This window comes from Microbacterium algihabitans, assembly GCF_032464975.1.
Classification (GTDB): domain Bacteria; phylum Actinomycetota; class Actinomycetes; order Actinomycetales; family Microbacteriaceae; genus Microbacterium; species Microbacterium algihabitans.
The window spans coordinates 1,467,852-1,488,113 of sequence record NZ_JAWDIU010000001.1 but is presented as its reverse complement, the minus strand read 5'-3'; the positions used below and the strand labels follow the sequence as shown (position 1 = coordinate 1,488,113).

Annotated in this window: 16 protein-coding genes and 1 tRNA gene; 4 read left to right on the top strand and 13 right to left on the bottom strand. The window is 70.7% G+C overall.

Features of this window, described 5'->3' with window-relative positions; all coding sequences use genetic code 11:
* Positions 1 to 5 precede the first annotated feature (5 nt).
* Positions 6 to 1,892 (bottom strand): molecular chaperone DnaK, encoded by a 1,887-nt coding sequence (gene dnaK, locus RWH43_RS06975; RefSeq protein ID WP_144831443.1) that lies wholly within the window; start codon positions 1,890 to 1,892, stop codon positions 6 to 8.
* A gap of 654 nt (positions 1,893 to 2,546) precedes the next feature.
* Entirely contained in the window at positions 2,547 to 4,301 is a 1,755-nt protein-coding gene (locus tag RWH43_RS06970) for a DEAD/DEAH box helicase (RefSeq protein WP_144831440.1), read from the bottom strand.
* A gap of 128 nt (positions 4,302 to 4,429) precedes the next feature.
* Between RWH43_RS06970 and RWH43_RS06965 the strand changes: the two genes are divergently transcribed.
* Positions 4,430 to 5,800 (top strand): MFS transporter, encoded by a 1,371-nt coding sequence (locus RWH43_RS06965; protein ID WP_316001117.1) that lies wholly within the window; start codon positions 4,430 to 4,432, stop codon positions 5,798 to 5,800.
* Positions 5,801 to 6,009: 209 nt separating this feature from the next.
* Here the strand turns inward: RWH43_RS06965 and RWH43_RS06960 are convergent, their stop codons facing one another.
* Positions 6,010 to 6,537: a MarR family winged helix-turn-helix transcriptional regulator gene (locus RWH43_RS06960; RefSeq protein WP_316001077.1), complete on the bottom strand. Its 528-nt coding sequence runs from the start codon at positions 6,535 to 6,537 to the stop codon at positions 6,010 to 6,012.
* A 108-nt stretch (positions 6,538 to 6,645) separates the two neighbouring features.
* On the opposite strand from RWH43_RS06960, the gene RWH43_RS06955 reads away from it, so the two are divergent.
* Positions 6,646 to 7,596, top strand: a complete 951-nt coding sequence (locus RWH43_RS06955; protein ID WP_316001076.1) for a MarR family winged helix-turn-helix transcriptional regulator — start codon at positions 6,646 to 6,648, stop codon at positions 7,594 to 7,596.
* 88 nt (positions 7,597 to 7,684) lie between these two features.
* On the opposite strand, the gene dcd is transcribed toward RWH43_RS06955, so the two are convergent.
* Positions 7,685 to 8,290: a dCTP deaminase gene (gene dcd, locus RWH43_RS06950; protein ID WP_316001075.1), complete on the bottom strand. Its 606-nt coding sequence runs from the start codon at positions 8,288 to 8,290 to the stop codon at positions 7,685 to 7,687.
* A 265-nt stretch (positions 8,291 to 8,555) separates the two neighbouring features.
* Here dcd and RWH43_RS06945 point away from each other — a divergent pair.
* Positions 8,556 to 8,626 (top strand) — tRNA-Gly (locus RWH43_RS06945).
* Positions 8,627 to 8,967: 341 nt separating this feature from the next.
* Positions 8,968 to 10,905, top strand: coding sequence for an exo-alpha-sialidase (locus RWH43_RS06940; protein WP_316001074.1), 1,938 nt, complete (start codon positions 8,968 to 8,970; stop codon positions 10,903 to 10,905).
* A gap of 58 nt (positions 10,906 to 10,963) precedes the next feature.
* On the opposite strand, the gene RWH43_RS06935 is transcribed toward RWH43_RS06940, so the two are convergent.
* The 9 genes from RWH43_RS06935 to RWH43_RS06895 are packed head-to-tail and all read right to left on the bottom strand — an operon-like array spanning position 10,964 to position 20,229.
* Entirely contained in the window at positions 10,964 to 12,133 is a 1,170-nt protein-coding gene (locus tag RWH43_RS06935) for an N-acetylglucosamine-6-phosphate deacetylase (RefSeq protein ID WP_316001073.1), read from the bottom strand.
* Entirely contained in the window at positions 12,130 to 13,080 is a 951-nt protein-coding gene (locus tag RWH43_RS06930) for a DUF4862 family protein (RefSeq protein WP_316001072.1), read from the bottom strand. Before RWH43_RS06930 ends, RWH43_RS06935 begins: the two co-directional genes overlap by 4 nt.
* Positions 13,077 to 13,853, bottom strand: a complete 777-nt coding sequence (gene nagB / locus RWH43_RS06925) for a glucosamine-6-phosphate deaminase (protein ID WP_316001071.1) — start codon at positions 13,851 to 13,853, stop codon at positions 13,077 to 13,079. The genes RWH43_RS06930 and nagB overlap by 4 nt, the downstream gene beginning before the upstream one ends.
* Complete coding sequence (locus tag RWH43_RS06920) at positions 13,853 to 14,533, bottom strand: N-acetylmannosamine-6-phosphate 2-epimerase (RefSeq protein WP_316001070.1); 681 nt, start codon at positions 14,531 to 14,533, stop codon at positions 13,853 to 13,855. Before RWH43_RS06920 ends, nagB begins: the two co-directional genes overlap by 1 nt.
* Positions 14,530 to 15,474, bottom strand: coding sequence for an ROK family protein (locus RWH43_RS06915; protein ID WP_316001069.1), 945 nt, complete (start codon positions 15,472 to 15,474; stop codon positions 14,530 to 14,532). Before RWH43_RS06915 ends, RWH43_RS06920 begins: the two co-directional genes overlap by 4 nt.
* Positions 15,474 to 16,421: a dihydrodipicolinate synthase family protein gene (locus RWH43_RS06910; RefSeq protein WP_316001068.1), complete on the bottom strand. Its 948-nt coding sequence runs from the start codon at positions 16,419 to 16,421 to the stop codon at positions 15,474 to 15,476. Before RWH43_RS06910 ends, RWH43_RS06915 begins: the two co-directional genes overlap by 1 nt.
* A 22-nt stretch (positions 16,422 to 16,443) precedes the next feature.
* A complete protein-coding gene (locus RWH43_RS06905; protein ID WP_316001067.1) occupies positions 16,444 to 17,235 on the bottom strand; it encodes an ABC transporter ATP-binding protein in 792 nt (263 codons plus the stop codon).
* Complete coding sequence (locus RWH43_RS06900; protein ID WP_316001066.1) at positions 17,232 to 19,268, bottom strand: dipeptide/oligopeptide/nickel ABC transporter permease/ATP-binding protein; 2,037 nt, start codon at positions 19,266 to 19,268, stop codon at positions 17,232 to 17,234. The genes RWH43_RS06905 and RWH43_RS06900 overlap by 4 nt, the downstream gene beginning before the upstream one ends.
* A gap of 4 nt (positions 19,269 to 19,272) precedes the next feature.
* The gene (locus RWH43_RS06895; protein WP_144831403.1) at positions 19,273 to 20,229 is read right to left on the bottom strand and encodes an ABC transporter permease; all 957 of its coding nucleotides are present in this window, start codon (positions 20,227 to 20,229) and stop codon (positions 19,273 to 19,275) included.
* Positions 20,230 to 20,262: the final 33 nt, after the last annotated feature.

The following is a 20,262-nucleotide window of genomic DNA, read 5'->3' as shown; positions in this document are numbered from 1 at the left end:
TCCGCTTACTTCTTCTCGTCGGGGTTCTCGTCGTCGACGACCTCGGCGTCGATGACGTCTTCCTCGGGGTTCGGCGTCTCACCGTTGCCGGGCTGGCCCACATTCGGGTCGCCCGCTGAGCCTGTCGAAGCGTCACCCGCGGCCTGCGAAGAGGCGTAGATGGCCTCGCCGAGCTTGCCCTGGCTGGCGTTCAGCTTGTCGAACGCGGTCTTGACCGCGTCGTCGTCGTCACCGGCGAGAGCCGTCTTGAGCGCGTCGACGTCGCCCTGCACCTCGGTCTTGACCTCGGCGGGGAGCTTGTCGTCGTTCTCCTTGATGAGCTTCTCGATCGAGTACGACAGGGTCTCGGCCTGGTTGCGGGTCTCGGCGGACTCGCGGCGCTTCTTGTCGTCGGCCGCGTTCTCCTCGGCCTCGCGCACCATGCGCTCGATGTCCTCCTTGGGCAGCGACGAGCCGCCCGTGATGGTCATCGACTGCTCCTTGCCGGTGCCCTTGTCCTTCGCCGAGACGTGCACGATGCCGTTCGCGTCGATGTCGAAGGTGACCTCCACCTGCGGGATGCCGCGGGGAGCCGGCGCGATGCCGGTGAGCTCGAAGGTGCCGAGCGGCTTGTTGTCGCGGGTGAACTCACGCTCACCCTGGAAGACCTGGATCGCGACCGACGGCTGGTTGTCGTCGGCGGTGGTGAAGGTCTCGCTGCGCTTGGTCGGGATGGCCGTGTTGCGCTCGATGAGCTTGGTCATGATGCCGCCCTTGGTCTCGATGCCGAGGCTCAGGGGGGTGACGTCGATGAGCAGGACGTCCTTGCGCTCGCCCTTGAGGACACCGGCCTGCAGGGCTGCGCCTACCGCCACGACCTCGTCGGGGTTCACGCCCTTGTTGGCGTCCTTACCGGTCTCCTTCTTGACCAGCTCGGCGACCGCGGGCATGCGGGTCGAGCCACCGACGAGCACCACGTGGGCGATGTCGTCGACCTTGACGCCGGCCTCGCGGATGACGTCGGAGAACGGCTTGCGGGTGCGGTCGAGGAGGTCCTTGGTGAGGTCCTCGAACTTGGCGCGGGTGAGGGTCTCGCTGAGCGAGACGGGGCCCGTGTCGGTGAGCGACAGGTAGGGCAGGTTGATGCTGGTCGAGGTCGAGCTCGACAGCTCCTTCTTGGCCTGCTCGGCCGCTTCCTTCAGACGCTGCAGGGCGATCTTGTCGCCCGAGACGTCGACACCGGTCGTGTCCTTGAACTGCTTGATGAGGTAGTCGACGACGCGCTGGTCCCAGTCGTCTCCACCGAGGCGGTTGTCACCCGAGGTGGCGCGCACCTGGATCGTGGAGAAGTCGTCGTCCTTGCCCACCTCGAGCAGCGAGACGTCGAACGTTCCGCCACCGAGGTCGAAGACGAGGATGAGCTCGTCTTCCTTGCCCTTGTCGAGGCCGTACGCGAGGGCCGCGGCGGTGGGCTCGTTGATGATGCGCAGCACGTTGAGGCCCGCGATCTCACCGGCCTCCTTGGTGGCCTGACGCTCGGCGTCGTTGAAGTACGCGGGGACGGTGATGACCGCGTCGGTCACGCTGTCGCCGAGGTACTCCTCGGCGTCGCGCTTGAGCTTCTGCAGGATGCGGGCCGAGATCTCCTGCGGCGTCCACTTCTTGCCGTCGACGTCGAAGCTCCAGGTGGTGCCCATGTGGCGCTTCACGCTGGAGATGGTGCGGTCGACGTTGGTGACGGCCTGGCGCTTGGCGGTCTCGCCGACGAGCACCTCGCCGTCCTTCGTGTACGCGACGACCGAGGGGGTCGTACGGAAACCCTCGGCGTTGGCGATGACCTTGGGCTCGCCACCCTCGAGCACGCTCACGACGGAGTTGGTCGTACCGAGGTCGATTCCCACTGCACGGGGCATATGTGTCTCCTTGCTTGTGAGCACGGCCGTTGCCGCGCTCAGGGTTCTGGTGAAAGTCTCTGCGCGGGTTGAGCCGCGATGACTCAAGGTTATCCGACCCCCTCCGCGAGGTCAAGGTGACTTGATATGAATTGGCTCAACTTCCGGATGCCGGCGCGCAGGAATTGCGCACCGCAGGGCGGGTCGACGTCGTCTCGGCATCCGGATGCCATGTGTCGCGCTCGCGCGAGACGCCGCGGTTGCGACGTGTCCCGGCACCTCGCTTTGGGGCGGATTCCGCCGTTCGGGGCGGCATTTTCACGCCCCGAACGACAAGATCCGCCCCGAAACGAGGGCGCGGCGCCCTCCGTGGCCCCGGGGCCACGGTCCCCACCCCGGGGCCACAAACCACGCCCCACAAACCCCGACGGCCGGCTCGAGCACCCCGGGGCGACCCCCACGGCCCCGGGACCGCGTTCCCCGCCCGGGGCCACTTCTCACGCCCCAGCCAGCGCGCCGCGGACCGCCGCACCCGCCACCCGCGCCACGAACCCCCATCACGCACGACGCCCCCGCACCCTCAACGGGGTACGGGGGCGTCGAACGGATGCTGTGACTCAGTCGCGGTTTCGACCGCGAACGTGACTCAGTCGCGGTCTCGACCGCGAACGTGACTCAGTCGCGGTCGCGATCGCGGCGCTGCGGCCGGTCGCTGCGCTTGGCCGAGCGACCGCCGGCGTCGAGGCGCAGGTCGATGAGCTGGCCCGAGATGCGAGTGTCGGCGAGGCGGTCGATCGTGTCGTTCGACAGGTCGACGGGCAGTTCGACGAGCGAGAAGTCCTGACGGATCTGGATCGCACCGAAGTCGTTGCGACGCAGGCCGCCCTCGTTGGCGAGGGCGCCGACGATCTGACGGGGCTCGACGCGCTGACGACGACCCACCGCGATGCGGTACGTCGCGAAGCGACCGGAGGTGTCGCGGCGCGGGCCGGCGTCGCGGGATCCGCCGTCGCGCGAACCGCCGTCGCGGGCGGGACGCTCGGTGTCGAAGCGCTGCTGGCGGAAGGCCTCGGCCTCGAGCAGCAGCGGAGTGTCACCCTGCGCGACCACGGCGAGAGCTGCGGCCACGTCGGCCTCGGGCACGTCGTGGTGCGCCACGTAGTGCGCGACGACGTCGCGGAACGTCGCGATCGCGGCGGTGTCTTCGAGGGCCGTGGTGATGGCGTCGTCGAAGCGCGTCAGGCGCGTGGCGTTGACGTCGTCGACGCTCGGCAGCGACATCTCGGTCAGCGGCTGGCGCGTCGCCTTCTCGATCGCGGTGAGCATGCGGCGCTCGCGCGGGGTGACGAAGCTGATCGCGTCACCGGTGCGGCCGGCGCGGCCCGTGCGGCCGATGCGGTGCACGTACGACTCGGTGTCGATCGGCAGGTCGTAGTTGACGACGTGACTGATGCGGTCGACGTCGAGACCGCGCGCGGCCACGTCGGTGGCGACGAGGATGTCGAGCTTGCCGCTCTTGAGCTGGTTGACCGTGCGCTCGCGCTGCACCTGGGCGACATCGCCGTTGATCGCGGCGGCGGTGTAGCCGCGGGCGCGCAGCTTCTCGGCGACGGTCTCGGTCTCGTTCTTGGTGCGGGTGAAGACGATCATGCCCTCGAAGTTCTCGACCTCGAGGATGCGCGTGAGGGCGTCGATCTTCTGCTGGTACGACACGATCAGGTAGCGCTGGGTGATGTTCGTCGAAGTCGCGGTCTTGGTCTTGACCGTGATCTCTTCGGGGTTGTTCAGGTACTGCGCCGAGATGCGGCGGATCTGCGCCGGCATCGTGGCCGAGAACAGCGCGACCTGCTTCGTGGCGGGGGTGTCGGCGAGGATCGTCTCGACGTCTTCGGCGAAGCCCATCTTGAGCATCTCGTCGGCCTCGTCGAGCACGAGGTACTTCAGCTCGCTCAGGTCGAGGGTGCCCTTGTCGAGGTGGTCCATGATGCGACCGGGGGTACCGACGACGATGTCGACGCCGCGGCGCAGGGCCGACAGCTGCTGGCCGTAGCCCTGGCCGCCGTAGACGGGCAGCACCGAGACGCCCTTGATGTGCGCGGCGTACTTCTCGAACGCCTCGCACACCTGCAGCGCGAGCTCGCGGGTCGGCGCGAGCACAAGGGCCTGCGGGTTCTTGTGGCCGGTCTCCATCTGCGACAGCACCGGCAGCGCGAACGCCGCGGTCTTGCCGGTACCGGTCTGGGCGAGGCCGACGACGTCGCGGCCCTGCAGCAGCACGGGGATCGTGGCGGCCTGGATCGCGGACGGGGTCTCGTAGCCCACGTCCTTCAGGGCCTTGAGCACAGCGGCATCCAGTCCCAGGTCGGCGAAGGTGAGCTTTTCGGGAGTGGTCTCGGCCTCAGCGGAGTCGACGGGGGTTTCGGATGCCATGACTCCACGGTAGTCTCCTCCGCGCTCGCGCGCGGTCCGAGGTCTAGCCTGAGGGCGTGCGCCGACGATGGCGCGGCTGCCTCGCCCGCCGAACCGGGCGTTCACCGAAGGACCCCAGCGTGACCGACATGTCCTCCTCCGGCACCACCGAAGCCCCCACCACCCCTCGGCGACCGGTGATCGCCTGGGCCCTCTGGGACTGGGGTTCGGCGGCTTTCAACGCCGTGGTCACGACGTTCGTCTTCAGCACCTATCTCGCCAGTCAGCTGTTCGTCGACCCGGCGATCGTGGCGGCGGCGAACGGCGACGACAAGAACCCGGCCCTCGTGCGCGCTCTCGCCGACAACGCGACCCTGGTGGGCGTGGCGCTGATGATCGCCGGAATCGTGGTGGCCCTGGTGGCCCCGGTGCTCGGCCAGAGATCCGACGGCACCGGACGCCGCAAGCTCTGGCTCGGCATCAACACCGGCCTGGTCGTGCTCGCGATGGCGGCGATGGTGTTCGTCGAGGGGACGCCGTCGTTCCTTGTGCTGGGGGCTGCGCTCATCGCGGTCGGCAACGTCTTCTTCGAGTTCGCAAGCGTCAACTACTACGCGATGCTCACGCAGGTCTCCACTCGCGAGAACATCGGCCGGGTCTCGGGCTTCGGCTGGGGCATGGGTTACGTCGGCGGCATCGTGCTCTTGCTGCTGTTGCTCGTGCTGTTCATCCAGAGCTTCGGAGATCCGGATGCCGGCGGGCTCCTAGCCGTGACAAAGGAGGGCGGGTGGAACATCCGCCTCGCCGTGCTGGCATCCGCCGTCTGGTTCGGCGCGTTCGCGATCCCGGTGCTGCTGCGCGTTCCGGAGATCCCCGCCCGCCGTCGCCAGGTGCGCGTGGGTTTCTTCCGCTCCTACGTGGTGCTGTGGGGAACACTGCGCGCGCTCTGGCGCGACAGCCGTCAGGTCCTGCTCTTCCTCGTGGCCAGCGCGGTCTTCCGCGACGGCCTCGCCGGGGTCTTCACCTTCGGCGCGATCATCGCCGCGCAGGTGTTCGGTTTCAGCTCCACCCTGGTGCTGTACTTCGCTGTGGCCGCGAACGTGGTCGCCGGCGTGAGCACCTTCATCGCCGGACGTTTCGACGACAGATTCGGCCCGAAGCGGGTCATCGTCGTCTCGCTGATCGGACTCATCGTGCTCGGCGGGGCCGTGCTGTTCATCGGAACGTCGCAGACCGCGTTCTGGATCACCGGCCTCGGCCTGTGCGCCTTCGTCGGCCCGGTGCAGTCGGCGAGTCGCTCGTTCCTGGCCCGTGTCGCCCCCGAGGGGCGTGAGGGCGAGATCTTCGGCCTCTACGCCACGACCGGTCGTGCGGTGTCGTTCCTCGCCCCCGGCTTGTTCGCCCTCTTCGTCGGCATCACGGGCGACACGCGACTCGGCATCCTGGGCATCGTGCTGATCCTGGGTGCGGGATTGCTGCTGCTGCTCCCGGTGAAGGCGAAGCCCGCCGTCATCGTCTGAGCCGGCGGCATCCGGAACCGCCGGCCGCGGGTCCATCCGCCCCCTCGGCGTACACAACTCCGGCAGATCCGTCGGCCACACGGGGCGCGGCCCCGGAATCACGCGGATGCAGACCCCGGCGCGCACCGAATTTCAGGAGTTGTGCACGCGGGCCGAGACGCCCGGTGCGCGGCATCCGGATGCCGGGAACCCGGCCGGAGCTCCGGCGATCAGTCGCGCGGCCAGGCGTCGGCGAATTTCGCCAGCAGGCGGGCGAATTCGGTGCGCTCGGCGTCGGTGAACGACTCCAGGGCGGACCGCACCGCGTCACGGCGGCGCCCGCGGAATCCGGAGACGAGGCCCTCTCCCTGCGAGGTGAGGCGCACGCGGGTGCGGCGGGCGTCTTCGGGGTCGGGCTCGCGTTCGACGAGACCCATCTGCACGGCCTGCTGCACGAGGCGTGACGCGCGCGGCTGATCGACGCCGACCGCCTCGGCGATCTCGCTGACCGAGAGCGATCCGGATGCCGCGATGAGGGCGTCGAGCATGCGGAGCCGCGCGGGTCCGGCGAAGCGGCCCGCGGCGGCGTCTGCCCACGGCGGACCGCCGTGACCCCAGGGTCCGCCGCGTCCTCCGTGCCGTGCGCCGTGGCCCGCTCCGTGGTGGTGCGGCGCCTCGGGCGGGAACGGCGGACGTGGTCGGCGGCCGCGCAGTCGGGAGAGGGCGGCCGCGATCTCGTCGGCGGGGTCGGATGCCATGCCGCGATTTTACATGTCGCTTGACAAGTATCGGGAATACATGTCACAGTACATCCGTTGTCACATGACATGCATCGGCGGAACTCCCGCCCACGAAAGGACACCCTGATGAACACCTCCACACCTCTGGATCCCCGCAGCCTCGCCCATCGCCTCACGACGGTCGGTCACGCGCTGCATCACCGCTTGTTCGCGCAGCTGCGCGACAGCGACCTGCACCCCAAGACCGTCTTCCTCCTGCGGGCCATCGACGGCCGCATCGACGCCCCCTGGGTCGCCGAGCGCCTCGCCCGCGGAGGCAAGCGCGTCTCCGCCCTCGCCGATCGCGGATGGATCATCTCCACCGACGACGGCTGGGCGCTCACCGACGAGGGCCGCGCGGTCCTCGACCGGCTGGACGCCGACCGTTCGGCACTGCTCGCCGACGTCCCGGCCGACGACCTCGAGCGTCTCATCGCAGCCCTCGACACCCTCGAAGGTGCACTGGGCCTCGACGCGGAGTCGGGTGACGACCGCGGGCCCCGCGGCTTCGGCCCCGGGTTCGGTCCGCGCGGCGGCTTCGGTCCAGCGCTCGGTCCCGGATTCGGTCCGCGCGGCGGCTTCGGACCCTTCGGTCCGGGCATGCGCCGCGGCTTCGACCCCGACGCGCGCGGTTTCGACCGCGATGCTGACGGCGAGGGCCGTCGCGGACACGGCGGACCCCGCGCGCACGACGGCGACGCCGAGCACGCCCGCGGCGAGCGCGGCCCCCGCCACGGCCACGGCTTCGGCCCCGACTTCGGTCACGGCCACGGGCGCGGGCGCGGCGAACGCGGTCACGGGTTCGGCCCGGGCTTCGGCCACGGTCGCGGACACGGCGACGGCGAACGCGGTCACGGGTTGGGCCCGAGCTTCGGCCACGGTCGCGGACACGGCGACGGCGAGCGCGGTCACCGCCGCGGACACCGGGCGGCTCAGCGCGCCTACGAGCGCGGCTTCGACGCCGGGTTCAGCCGCGGGCGCGAGTCCACGGCATCCGGCACCCCCTCCGACACGGAGCGCGGCTCGGTCGCGGAGTGATCCGCGAGCAATCGCTGAGGCGGGTGAGTCACGGCGTGAGAGGCCGGGTCTCACCCGCCTCGGCGTATCCGGGAGCGGATGCCGGCGGTCAGCGCCCCGCAGACCCGGCGTTGGTCGATCCGACGTCGGTGCGGTGGAAGTTGAGCGCCGAGCGCGACGCGGTCGGACCGCGCTGGCCCTGGTAGCGGTTGCCGTACGGACCCGAGCCGTAGGGGCTCTCGGCCGGTGAGGTGAGGCGGAAGTAGCAGACCTGGCCGATCTTCATTCCGGGCCACAGCTTGATCGGCAGGGTCGCGACGTTCGACAACTCGAGCGTGACGTGTCCCGAGAAGCCGGGGTCGATGAAGCCCGCGGTCGAGTGGGTCAGCAGGCCCAGCCGGCCGAGCGACGACTTGCCCTCGAGGCGCGCGGCGATGTCGTCGGGCAACGTCACGCGCTCGAACGTCGACCCGAGCGCGAACTCTCCCGGGTGAAGGATGAACGGCTCGTCCGGGTCGACTTCGATCAGACGGGTGAGCTCGGGCTGATCCTCGGCCGGGTCGATGAAGGGGTACTTGTGGTTGTCGAACAACCGGAAGTACCGGTCGAGCCGCACGTCGACGCTCGAGGGCTGGACCATGGCCGGGTCGAAGGGCTCGAGACCGAGGCGCTTCGCGTCGAGTTCGGTCCGGATGTCGCGATCGGAGAGCAGCACGCCCACAGCCTACGGGCGGGGCGGGTCGTCGCGCGGTCGGGTTTCACCCCGCTCGCGCCGCCGCGCCGCGTCGGTCCGACCCGCGTTCGTCTCGCGCGTGGCGCGCGAGGACGTATCCGTTCGCCGAGAACGCACGCCGTTGCACGCAAGGGAACGCGTGCTCGACGAACAAGTGCGGTTTCGCCGGCGGATGCGGATTCGGGGACGGATGCCGCGGGATGCGGCGACGACGCTGTTATGCTGGCCGGGCTGCCGCAAGGCGCACGGGGCTGTAGTTCAATGGCAGAACTTCTGCTTCCCAAGCAGATAGCGCGGGTTCGATTCCCGTCAGCCCCTCAAAGCCCTCACGGGCGGCCGCAGGCCGCTTGGGAGGGCTTTCATGTTGCCGTGAAGCGAACCCTTGGGTGGGCCCCTGCCGCCGGAGGCTCCGCGGGCCGACGCAGTCGGGCCGTGGAGAGGCGGTAGGGACGATTCCCGTCAGCCCCTCAAAGGTCCGGTTCATCGCCTCGGCGATGGAACGGACCTTCTGCGTGGGTGCCGTAGGAACCGAAGCCGCAGCGGGTGGGCCCCTGCCGCCGGAGGCTCCGCGCTGCCCCACCCCTTGGCATCCGCATGATTGCCCCCTATCGTTGGACATCTGACCTCTGATGTCAGTCCACCAACGAAAGGCTCCGACGATGAAGCCCGCCTTTGTCCCCCACCCCCGTATGCGCAGAGCAGTCTGCGTCGGCGTCACGATCGGCGCTCTCCTGGCCGCAGCGTTCGTGACGCCGGCCCAGGCGGCATCCGGGAACTCCACCGACCCCACGTCGGCGCCGGGTTCGTACGCCGCCCAGAACCTCGCCGCCGATCGCACGTCGGCGAACTTCTTCTACCGCATCCCCGCTCTCACCCACCTCGGCGACGGGGTCGTGCTCGCTGCCTGGGATGCGCGCCCCGGCAGCGCGGCGGATGCGCCGAATCCGAACTCGATCGTGCAGCGCCGCTCCACCGACAACGGGGCGACCTGGGGTCCGCAGACCGTGGTTGCGGCGGGAAAGGCGGCCGACGCGTCAGGACCGAAGTTCGGGTACTCCGACCCCAGCTACGTGACCGACAGGTCGACCGGCCGGGTCTTCGCGTTCTTCGTGTACTCGAAGGACGTCAGTTTCCAGAGCAGCGGTTACGGCAACCTCGACAGCGACCGCAACATCCTCAGCTCCGCCGTCGCCCACTCCGACGACGGCGGACTCACCTGGAGCGCACCGCGACTCATCACGAGCGTGACCAAGCCCGCGGTCGGCGGCGCCTCGGCCCCCGTCGCGGGCGACGTGAAGGGAACCTTCGCCACCTCGGGCGAAGGCATCCAGCTGCGCTACGGTCCGCACGCGGGCCGTCTCATCCAGCAGTTCGCGGGCATCGTGCTGCAGGCGAACGGATCGACCGCGATCCAGGCGTACTCGGTGTACTCCGACGACCACGGGGCGACCTGGACCAAGGGCGCGAACGTCGGCACCGGGATGGACGAGAACAAGGTCGTCGAGCTCGCGGACGGGCGCGTAATGCTCAACTCCCGCGACAGCGCCAATGGGCGACTGCGCAAGACCGCCATCTCGACCGATGGTGGCGCCACGTACGGTGCGGTCACCTCCGACGCCGAGCTGCCCGACCCGACCAACAACGCCTCGATCATCCGACTGCACCCCGACGCCCCGTCCGGATCCGCCGATGCGCGCAAGCTCGTCTTCACGAACGCGAACAACGGCGCGAACGGCGACCGCGTGAACGGCGCGGTGAGGGTCTCGTGCGACGACGGACAGACCTGGCCGGGCCTGCGAAGCATCACGACGGGGTTCTTCGCCTACTCGAGCGCGACAACGCTCGACGATGGACGCATCGGCGTGCTGTGGGAGAAGAGCTACACGAACGACATGCAGCTCTCGACGTTCGACGAGGCCTGGCTGAACTACGCGTGCGCCCCGCTCTCGGCGCCCGCGCAGACGATCCAGCCGGGACAGACCGTGCAGGTTCCGGTGACGGTGACGAACCAGGAGGCCGCTGCGCTCACGGGCACGGTCACGCTCGCACCGCCGTCGGGATGGACGGCCGGCAGCACAGCCGTCTCCGCTCTCGCCGCGGGCGCATCTCGAACGGTCAGCGTGACACTCACCGCCGCATCGGCGGCATCCGGAACGCAGAACGTCGCCGCCGTGTTCACCGCGAACGACGGTCGCACGAGCCAGGCGACGGTGAGCGTCACCGCTCCGGCGGGCGCGCTGTCGGCGACCATCACCGGCGCGCGGGCCGACGGTTCGCGGAACTTGACGACCACCCCCTACCGGGTGGGCGAGCAGGTGCCGTACACCTTCCGCGTGCAGAACACCTCGTCGACCACCATCACCGTCACGCCGACGAGCGGTGACTTCTCGCCGTTCCTCCCGCCCGGTACGGGCAACTGCCGGTGGACGAATCTCGCCGCCAACGGCGCCTACACCTGCTCCACCCCGCGGCACACGGTGACGCAGGCCGACCTCGACCGCGGATACTTCGTGGCCGACACCGTCTGGTCGCTATCGGCGTCGGGGGCGACCACCCGGTCGATCTCGGTGACCGGCGGTCAGGTCGCCGTGCGCTGACGCCCGTATGCGAATCGCCCCCGGCCACGTCGGGGGCGATTCGTTCGCGGAGGAGGGGTCAGGCGATGCGGATGCCGTCGCGCCAGACCGCCGTCGGCTCGAGCTCCGCGTTCCAGAGCACGACATCTCCGCGACATCCGGGCTGCAGCCGTCCGAGATCGGTTCGCCCGACGGCCCGGGCCGGAACGCATGTCGCCGCGGCCACCGCCGCGGCGAGAGGGACCCCGGCGGCGACGACCGTGCGCACCGCGCGGTCGAGCGTCAGGGTGGAACCGGCGATGGTGTCGGTGTCGCGCAGACGCGCGATCCCCGCAGAGACGGTCACCGCGAGGTCGCCGAGCCGATATTCCCCGTCGGGCGATCCGGCGGCCGCCATGGCGTCACTCACGAGGGCGATGCGGCCGGGAGCCGCGCGAAAGAGGGGAGCGAACAGCGACGGATCGACGTGCGTGCCGTCGGCGATGAGTTCGAGGGTCACGGCCTCGTCGGCGAGGGCGACGCCCACCGGCCCGGGCGCCCGGTGGTGCAGCGGCGGCATCGCGTTGAACGCGTGCGTGAGCAGGGTCGCTCCCGCCGCGATCGCCTCGCGCGTCACGGCCGCATCGGCACCCGTGTGCCCCACCGCGACACGTACCCCCGCCCTCGCCAGCTCGCGGATGAGCTCGAGCGCTCTCGGCAGCTCGGGGGCGATGGTCACCTGCACGAGGTGGCCGGCGGATGTCAGACGCTCGACGTCGACGGACGAGGGATCCCGCAGCGCCCAGGGGGCGTGCGCACCGCGATGATCGACGTCGAGGCAGGGGCCTTCGAGATGGATGCCGAGGAGCCCCGGACGATCGTCGGCTGCGACCCGCAGGGCGCGCATCGTCCGCTCCAGCGCGGACGGCGCAGCGCTCACGAGCGAGGCCACCAGCCGCGTCACCCCGTGACGAGCGTGCACCCCCATGATGCGATCGACCGCGGCGGCGGCATCCGGATTATCGAAGGCGGCACCGCCCCCACCGTGGTTGTGGATGTCGACGAGACCCGCGGTCAGGAGCGACCCGCGACCGACGAGGGCCTCCGCATCCACCACGTCGGCGTCGACGGGGGCGGCGCGAGGGGCGTCGCCCTCCCCCACCTCACGGACGACGCCGTCGACGATGTGCACCCAGCCGCGCGGGGACTCGCGGACAACGCCGTCGCCGGCGCCCGTGATCAGGCGGGCGCCGTGGATGAGCAAGGTCACGCTCCGGCCCGCGCAAGGGCGGTGACGGATGCCGCGGCGCTGCGCAGCACGTCGAGGTTGTCGCGCACGGTGGTCAGGACGTCGGCGGCCGAGACGTCGCCGGGGCGACGACTCACCTTGAGACCCCATCTGTCGACGTCTCCCGCCGCCTCGAGCGCCCGGGCGGCGGTCTCGCGATCGAGCAGGGAGCCCGAGCCCGGATCGGTCTCGGCGAACGGAAGGTGCGCGTCACTCCAGGCCTCGCCGTAAGGCCCTGCGACGGCAGCCGCTCCTGACAGGGCGAGTCCTCGAAGCGTCCCCGAGGCGTGCGCCCGGGCGATCTGAGCGGTCGCCTCGGCGGCGTCGCGCGTCTCGATCACGGAGCGGCCCCAGTTCATCCACAATCCGAGCGCGGCTCCCGACGCGCGGATGGCCTCCATCTCGGCATCCAGCGGCAAGAACCCCTTCTCGAACGGGTGCGCCGCGATCACCGCGTCGCAGTGTTCGATCCGCAGGTCTGCGCCCGCGAAGTCCCACGACGCGAGTTCCTCCAACGACGAACCGAGTCGATCAGCGGAGCCGGAGCCGCGCGGTGCCGAGTGCAGCAGCACCGTCGAGACCCGCGCGTTGCTGTGCTCCGCTAGGCGGTGCACGTCGTCGCGCAGCGCGCGCAGATCGTCGAGGGCCGCGCGGCGCCCGCCCTCGTCGTTCGACGCCAACCCGTATCCGGGTGCCTTCTGACACCGACCCATGACCCACGGCAGCGGAGTGACGGCCAGCTCGATCACGGGCAGCTCCCGCAGGAACCACTCGTCGTCGTGCGGATGGATGCCGCCGAGCCACGGCACCTCGAGGCCGGCGACATCGGGCAGCGCGCACAAGCCGGCCAGCAGCTCGCCCTCGAGACGCGGGTCCCAGGTGCGGAAGGCGGGCGAGGCCGCATACGCGCTGACCAGGACGGGGGTCATTGGACCAGCGACCGGTGAGCGCGGGTGTCGCGGTAGTAGTCGGCGAGCTCGAGCCGCGATGCCGCCGCCTCGTCGGCGAAGACCGTGACATCGGGATGATGCTGGAGCACGGTCCCCGGCCACCGCGCCGAGACCGCGCCCTCGACGAGCTGCGCCACCGCCTGCGCCTTCGCCTCGCCGGTGGCCACGAGCACGACGCGGCGCGCCTCGAGGATCGTGCCGAGCCCCTGCGTCAGGCAGTGGCGGGGCACGGCGTCGAGGTCACCGGCGAAGAATCGCGCGTTGTCGAGACGTGTCTGCGCGGTCAGCGTCTTCACCCGGGTGCGCGAGGCGAGGGACGACCCCGGCTCGTTGAACGCGATGTGGCCGTCGGTGCCGATGCCGAGGATCTGCAGGTCGACACCCCCGGCGTCGCGGATGGCCTCTTCGTACCGGTGGCAGGCGTCGTCGAGGTCGTCGGCGTCGCCGTCGGGTCCGCGCACCGCGGCGGGGTCGATGTCGACGCGGGCGACGAACTCCTCGCGGATGACCGCGTCGTAGCGGGCCGGGTGTCCGGGAGGCAGTCCGACGTACTCGTCGAGGGTGAACGCCCGCGCGCGGGCGAGCGAAGTCTCACCCGCGTCCACCCGCCGCGCGAGCGCCTCGTACACCCGCAGGGGGCTGGAACCGGTGGCCACCCCGAGGACGGCGTCGGGTCGGTCGGCCAGCAGACCGGCGATCTCGTCGGCGATGAGCTCGCCGATCTCATCTTCACGCGCGATGACGACTTCCATCAGTTCTCCTTCTCGATCGCCGCGACGAACCACGACGTCAACGTGGACGGGTGGGTGATCGCGGTGCCGACGCAGACCGCGAAGGCCCCCGCGGCGCGCGCGCGCCGGGCGTCATCGGGGGTGTGGATGCGCCCCTCCGCGACGACGGGTCGCGTGCACGCACCGACCACCTCGGCGATCAGGTCGAGGTCGGGGCCGGTGGTCTTCGGCCGGTCGCCCGAGTAGCCCGCGAGGGTCGTGCCGAGGATGTCGGCTCCCGCAGCCTCGGCGGCGATGGCGTCGTCGAGCGAACCGCAGTCCGCCATCACGAGCACCTCGTGCGCGGCCTTCAGCGCAGTGATGGTCTCGGCGAGGGCGAGTCCATCGGGCCGCGCGCGGCGCGTGCCGTCGATCGCGATGATGTGCGCCCCGGCCTCGGCGACGGCGAGCGCGTGGGCGAGGGTCGGCGTGATGAACACGTCGTCGTCGCCGTCCTTCCACAGCCCCACGACGGGCACGCCGACATCGCTCGCGGCGCGGATGTCGTCGAGCCCCTGCAGGCGTACACCGACCGCACCGCCGACGACCGCCGCGCGCGCGATCTGCGCCATCGTGCGGGGGTCGCGCATCGGTTCTCCGGGGTAGGCCTGGCAGGACACGATCAGACCGCCCCGCACGGCGTCGAGCAGTTCGGTGCTCATGCCGCCACCGCCACGTCGGCCCAGGCCGAGGCGGCGGCCCCGCGGAGAGGCGCGTCCGCGCCGAGTCCGCCCGGGTGCACGGGAACACCCGCGAGGGCGTCGATGACCGTCGCGCGGAAGGCGGCCTCCATCGGGTGCCACCACACCGGGCCGATGTCGGCGACGCCCCCGGTGACCACGATGACCTCGGGGTCGAGAAGGGTGGCCGCCCCGGCGAGGGCCCGGCCGACCGCCCCGGCGGCATCGGCGATGGCCCGCCCGGCGGTGAGGTCATCGGCCGCCCGAGCGGCGACGGCTCGGGTGTCGACGACGGCGGGGTCTCCCCCGAGCCAGCGGTAGTGCCGGAGCAGGCCGAGTCCTCCCCCGATGGCCTCGAGGTGCCCCATGCGCCCGCAGGGGCAGCGGAGGTGTTCGGCTCCCGGGACGGGCATGTGGGCGATCTCACCCGCGACGTGATGCGCCCCGCGCCAGGGGCGTCCCTCGACGATCAGGCCTCCCCCCACGCCCGTACCGACGGCGACCGTCAGCAGGCTCGACGCGCCGCGGCCAGCACCGCAGAGGTACTCGCCGAGCGCATGCGCATCGACGTCGTTCTGCACCGTGATCGGCGCGGAACCCTCGAGGTGCTCCCCCAGAGCGGCCCGCACGGCGGCACCCAGCGGCATCCCGACCCACCCCCGGAGGGTGTCGGTGGCCGAGACGATCGTGCCCGTCGACGTGTCGACGACACCGGCGGTCGCGACCCCCACCCCGCGCAACGCGGCACCGTGGCGTTCGACGAGCGAAGTCGTCAGCGCGGCGACGAGATCGACGATCGCGGCCCCGCCGATGCGGCCGGGCGTCGACGCCGTCGCCCGGTCGACGATGGTCTCCGATGCATCGACGAGGGCGACGGTCGTCTTCGTACCGCCGATGTCGACGGCGGCCACGGCATCCGCCATCACGCCACCGAGACGGGGAGGAGCCCGGATCGCGACAGGACGTCGCGGACGGATGCCACGTCGTCGGCGCCGAGACTCTCGACCGTGTCCGCCATGGCGGCCTCGGCGATGAGACCGCGCGCGGCCATCGCCGCTTTGAAGGCTCCGACGCCGGTGGCGTCGCCCGAGAGTCCGCGGGGCTGGAACACGATGTCGAAGATGCGGTTCAGTCGCTCCTGCTCAGCGCGCGCCGTCTCCCAGTCGCCGCGTTCGGCGGCATCCCAGAGGCGCACGTAGCCCTCGGCCTCGACGTTGGCGAGACCCGGGACGACGCCGTCGGCCCCGGCGAGGGCCATCGCGTCGACGACGACCTCGTGCCCGGTGAGCAGCTGGAGGGGGCGCCCGGCCTCGGCGTTGGCGGCGACCAGGCGGCGGAAGCCCACGTCGTCGCCCGACGAGTCCTTGACGCCGTGCACGACACCGTCGGCTGCCAACTCGAGCAGCAGCGCGAGCGGCAGCTTGGTGTGCACGCGGACCGGCACGTCGTAGGCCCAGAGGGGCGCGTCGATCCTGCCGGCGACCGCGCGGAAATGGCGGGCGACCTCGGCCGGGGAGTTGAGCGTGTACAGCGGCGCGGTCGTGACGATCGCGTCCACGCCCTCGGCGGTGAGTCGGCGGGCGGTCTCGGCGATGCGCGGGGCGGTCAGCTCGATCGCCCCGGCGATGATCGGCACACGACCCCCCGTGGCACTGACGATCGTGCGGACGATCTCGACGCGCTGCGCATCGGTGAAGTACGCGGTCTCACCGGTGGACCCGAGGGCGAAGAGCCCCCGCACACCGGAGGTGATGAGGTGATCGACGAGCCGCTCGAGCGAGGCGTGATCGATGGAACGGTCGGCGCGGAGAGGCGTGGCGACGGGCGGGACGACGCCCGAGAAGCGGGCGGTCGAGGGCAGGTGGTTCATGAGGGGATCCGTGTTTCTGTGGTCAGGCGAGCAGCGAGGGCGCGGCGCCCAGGAGCGAGCGGGTGTAGGGGTCGGCAGGGGCGTCGAAGACATCGGCGGCGGCGCCGAACTCGACGACGCGGCCCTTGTGCATGACGGCGATCTCGTCGGAGAGATAGCGCACGGTCTGGATGTCGTGCGAGATGAAGACCATTCCCAGGCCCAAGTCGCGCTTGAGGTCGGTCAGCAGGTTGAGGATCTGCGCGCGCACCGAGACGTCGAGGGCCGAGGTCGGCTCGTCGGCCACGATGACCTGCGGGTCGAGGGCGAGCGCACGGGCGATCGCGACGCGCTGCCGCTGCCCGCCGGAGAGCTGACCGGGCAGGGCGTCGAGGGCCGAGGTGGGCAGCCCGACCAGCCCGATCAACTCCCTGACGCGCTTCTGGCGCTCGCGCGGGCTGCCGATCCGGTGCACCTGCATCGGGTCGAGAAGCGCATCGCGCACGGTCATGCGCGCGTTCAGCGCCGTGGCGGGGTCTTGGAAGACCACCGACAGGATGCCGCCCAGCTCGCGCCGCACCCGGGTGGAGAAGTCGCGCACCGGTCGACCGGCGAACACCACCTCACCCGAGGTGGGCTTCTCGAGGCCGATCAGCACCTTCGCCGCGGTGGACTTGCCCGACCCCGACTCCCCGACGATGCCGAGGGTCGACCCGCGACGGACGGCGAGGGAGACCCCGGCGAGGGCGTCGATGTAGCTCTTGCGGAACAGTCCCGACTGCCGGGTCGCGAAGCGCACGTGCACGTCTCTCAGCTCGATGACGGGATCGGTCATCTCACACCTCCTACGGGGGCGACGGGCGCATCGTCGGGATGCGCGGCGTAGTAGTGGTCGGTGCCGTCGACGCGGCGCCGGACGGGAGCGACACCGCGACCGCGGTCGGGGTTCGACGACCGCGGGGCGAAGCGATCGCCCTTCGGGAAGTCGCGCGGTGAGGGCACGGTCCCCGGAACCTGGTGCAGTCGGTCCGACCCCGCCTCGATCGACAGGACGGCCCCGAGCAGCCCACGCGTGTACTCGTGCAGCGGCTGCACGAGCAGATCGTGCGTGGGTGCCTGCTCGACCACCTGGCCCGCGTACATGACGGTGATGCGGTGAGCGAGCTCGGCCACGAGCGCGAGATCGTGCGAGACGAACACCATCGCGAAGCCGAGTTCCTCGCGGAGGTTGTTGAGGAGCTCGACCACCTGCGCCTGCACCGTGACGTCGAGGGCCGTGGTGGGCTCGTCGGCGATCACCAGACGCGGGTTGCGGGTGAGCGCCATGGCGATGAGCACGCGCTGGCGCTGACCGCCCGAGAGTTCGTGCGGGTACGACGCGAGCGTGCGCGCGGGGTCGAGACCGACCAGCCGCAGCAGGTCCTCCGCGCTGCGGGTGCCGCCGCGCGAAGTGAGTTGCTTCATCTGCGAGCGGATGAGCATCGCGGGGTTCAGCGAGCTGAGCGCGTCCTGGTAGATCATCGCGATGTCGTGGCCGCGCAGAGCATTGCGCTCGGAGGGCGACATCGTCAGCAGGTCCTTGCCGTCGAAGAGGATCTGACCCGAGATCCGCGCCCGCGGGTCGAGCAGTCCCATGATCGCGAGCGACGTGATCGACTTGCCGCAGCCCGACTCGCCCACCAGGGCCATCGTCTCGCCCGGCCGGACCGTGAACGACACGTCGTCGACCACGTCGACGTCACCGTGACGGGGGAACCCGATCGACAGATTGCGCACCTCCAGCAGGGGCGCAGTGTCGGAGCGGAAGGGCATCCGCTCGCCGCGCTCGAGCTCTCGCTCGCGCAGGTCGTCGAGCCGGCGGTCGAGTGCGGCCGTCGCCGCGAGGGAGGTAGCGGCCGTGGCCCTTTCCTCGAGCGGATCGACGGGCTCCGCCTCGACGTCATCGGGGCCGGGGGCCTCCGCCTTCTCGAGGTCGGTCGTCGCCTCGTCGGTGGAGGCGGCGTCGGCGGTGATCTTGCGTGCTTTCGGCGAGACCATGGCATCCGTCAGTCCCTCGGACACGATGTTGAGGCACAGCACCGTCAGCATGATCAGGATGCCGGGGAAGAACGTCGCCCACCACGCGCCCGCCATCAGCAGATTGCGGCCGGCGGCGATCACGTTGCCCCACGAGGGCTCGGGGTCGGGCACGCCCGCCTGCAGGAACGACAGCGACGCCTCGAAGACGATCGCATCGGCCACCAGGACGGTCGCGAACACGAGCACGGGCGCGAGGGTGTTGCGGGCGACGTGCTTGACGATGATGCGGGGCGTCGAGGATCCGATCACCCGGACGGCCGAGACGTAGTCCTCGCCGTACTGGTCGAGGATGTTGGCGCGCACGATGCGCGTCAGCTGCGGCACGTACAAGAAGGCGATCGTCAGGATCAGCACGGGGAGCGAGCGACCGAACACGGCCACGAACACGGCGGCGAGCGCGATGCCGGGGAACGACATGATGACGTCCATGACGCGCATCAGCGTCTCGGCGATGAGGCGGGGAGCGGTCGCGGCGATCGTGCCGAGCACCGCCGCGGCGACGAGAGCCGCGATGGTCGCGCCCAGTCCGATCGAGAGCGAGTAGCGCGCACCGTAGACCAGGCGCGAGAAGATGTCGCGGCCCTGGCGGTCGGTGCCGAAGAAGTGCTCCGGCCCGGGCGGCTGCACCGCCGGCCCCGACGCGAGCGGGTCGTAGGGCGCCACGAGGGGCGCGAAGACGGCCACCAGCGCGATGACCGTGATGACGGCGAGGCAGATGGTGGTGCCGATCGGGAGGCGGCCGAACCGCAGCCCGGGGAGCGACAAGCGCTCGGTCAATGTGCGACGCATGGGGTTACACCGCCCGGATTCGGGGATTGATGAGGACGTAGAGCAGGTCGACGACGATGTTGATCACGACGAAGGCGAGGGCGACGGCTAGGGTCACGCCCTGGACGAGGTTCGGCTCGTTGTTGGTCACGCCGTTGAGGATGAGGGTGCCCATGCCGGGGATGGCGAAGATGACCTCGATCACCACGGCCCCGCCGAGCAGGTAGCCGATGCGCAGACCCAGCACGGTCACGGGGGTGATCAGCGCGTTGCGCAGCACGTTGCGCGCGACGACGATGACGCGCGGAATTCCGGCGCCGAGCGCGGTGCGGACGTAGTCGCGGTCGAGCTCCTCGACCATCGAGGTGCGCACGACGCGCGAGAGCTGTCCGATGACGGGGATCGCCAGAGCGACGGCGGGCAGGGTCATGCGGGCGACCCACCCCCCGGGATCGTCGAGGAAGTTCGGAAGGGGACCGGATGCCGGCAGCAGACGCAACTGCAGGGTGAACAGCTGGATCATGAGGATGGCCAGCCAGAACGACGGCGTGGACAGGGCCGAGACGCTGATCACGCGGATGAGCTGGTCGGGCCACCGGTCGCGGTAGACCGCCGCGAGCACGCCGAGCACGAACGCCAGCACGACGGCGATGGCGAGGCCGAAGAAGGTGAGTGACAACGTCACGGGGAACGCACGGGCCACCTCGTCGCCCACCGGCAGCGATCGCGCCGAGTACGTGCCGAGGTCTCCGCGCAGGAGCCCGAGCAGGAAAGCGACGTAGCGCACGAACAGCGGATCGTTCAGACCGTTGGCGTCGCGGTACGCCTCGAGGGCATCCGGGGAGGCGGTCTCGCCCAGCGCATTGCGCGCCGGGTCGACCGGGGAGAAGGACATCACGAAGAAGACGAGGAACGTGATGCCGAGGATCATCAGCGGCAGTTGCAGCAGCCGGCGGCCGATGAGGCGGAGCGTGTGCGACACGGACCGCTCCTTCCTGAACGGGGAGGGGTGGGG

What these genes read in the sequence shown, in the direction of transcription:
- dnaK (WP_144831443.1), bottom strand. Translation starts at nt 1,892, where the DNA reads ATGCCCCGTGCAGTGGGAATCGACCTCGGTACGACCAACTCCGTCGTG.
- RWH43_RS06970 (WP_144831440.1), bottom strand. Translation starts at nt 4,301, where the DNA reads ATGGCATCCGAAACCCCCGTCGACTCCGCTGAGGCCGAGACCACTCCC.
- RWH43_RS06965 (WP_316001117.1), top strand. Translation starts at nt 4,430, where the DNA reads ATGTCCTCCTCCGGCACCACCGAAGCCCCCACCACCCCTCGGCGACCG.
- RWH43_RS06960 (WP_316001077.1), bottom strand. Translation starts at nt 6,537, where the DNA reads ATGGCATCCGACCCCGCCGACGAGATCGCGGCCGCCCTCTCCCGACTG.
- RWH43_RS06955 (WP_316001076.1), top strand. Translation starts at nt 6,646, where the DNA reads ATGAACACCTCCACACCTCTGGATCCCCGCAGCCTCGCCCATCGCCTC.
- RWH43_RS06940 (WP_316001074.1), top strand. Translation starts at nt 8,968, where the DNA reads ATGAAGCCCGCCTTTGTCCCCCACCCCCGTATGCGCAGAGCAGTCTGC.
- RWH43_RS06930 (WP_316001072.1), bottom strand. Translation starts at nt 13,080, where the DNA reads ATGACCCCCGTCCTGGTCAGCGCGTATGCGGCCTCGCCCGCCTTCCGC.
- nagB (WP_316001071.1), bottom strand. Translation starts at nt 13,853, where the DNA reads ATGGAAGTCGTCATCGCGCGTGAAGATGAGATCGGCGAGCTCATCGCC.
- RWH43_RS06920 (WP_316001070.1), bottom strand. Translation starts at nt 14,533, where the DNA reads ATGAGCACCGAACTGCTCGACGCCGTGCGGGGCGGTCTGATCGTGTCC.
- RWH43_RS06915 (WP_316001069.1), bottom strand. Translation starts at nt 15,474, where the DNA reads ATGGCGGATGCCGTGGCCGCCGTCGACATCGGCGGTACGAAGACGACC.
- RWH43_RS06910 (WP_316001068.1), bottom strand. Translation starts at nt 16,421, where the DNA reads ATGAACCACCTGCCCTCGACCGCCCGCTTCTCGGGCGTCGTCCCGCCC.
- RWH43_RS06905 (WP_316001067.1), bottom strand. Translation starts at nt 17,235, where the DNA reads ATGACCGATCCCGTCATCGAGCTGAGAGACGTGCACGTGCGCTTCGCG.
- RWH43_RS06900 (WP_316001066.1), bottom strand. Translation starts at nt 19,268, where the DNA reads ATGCGTCGCACATTGACCGAGCGCTTGTCGCTCCCCGGGCTGCGGTTC.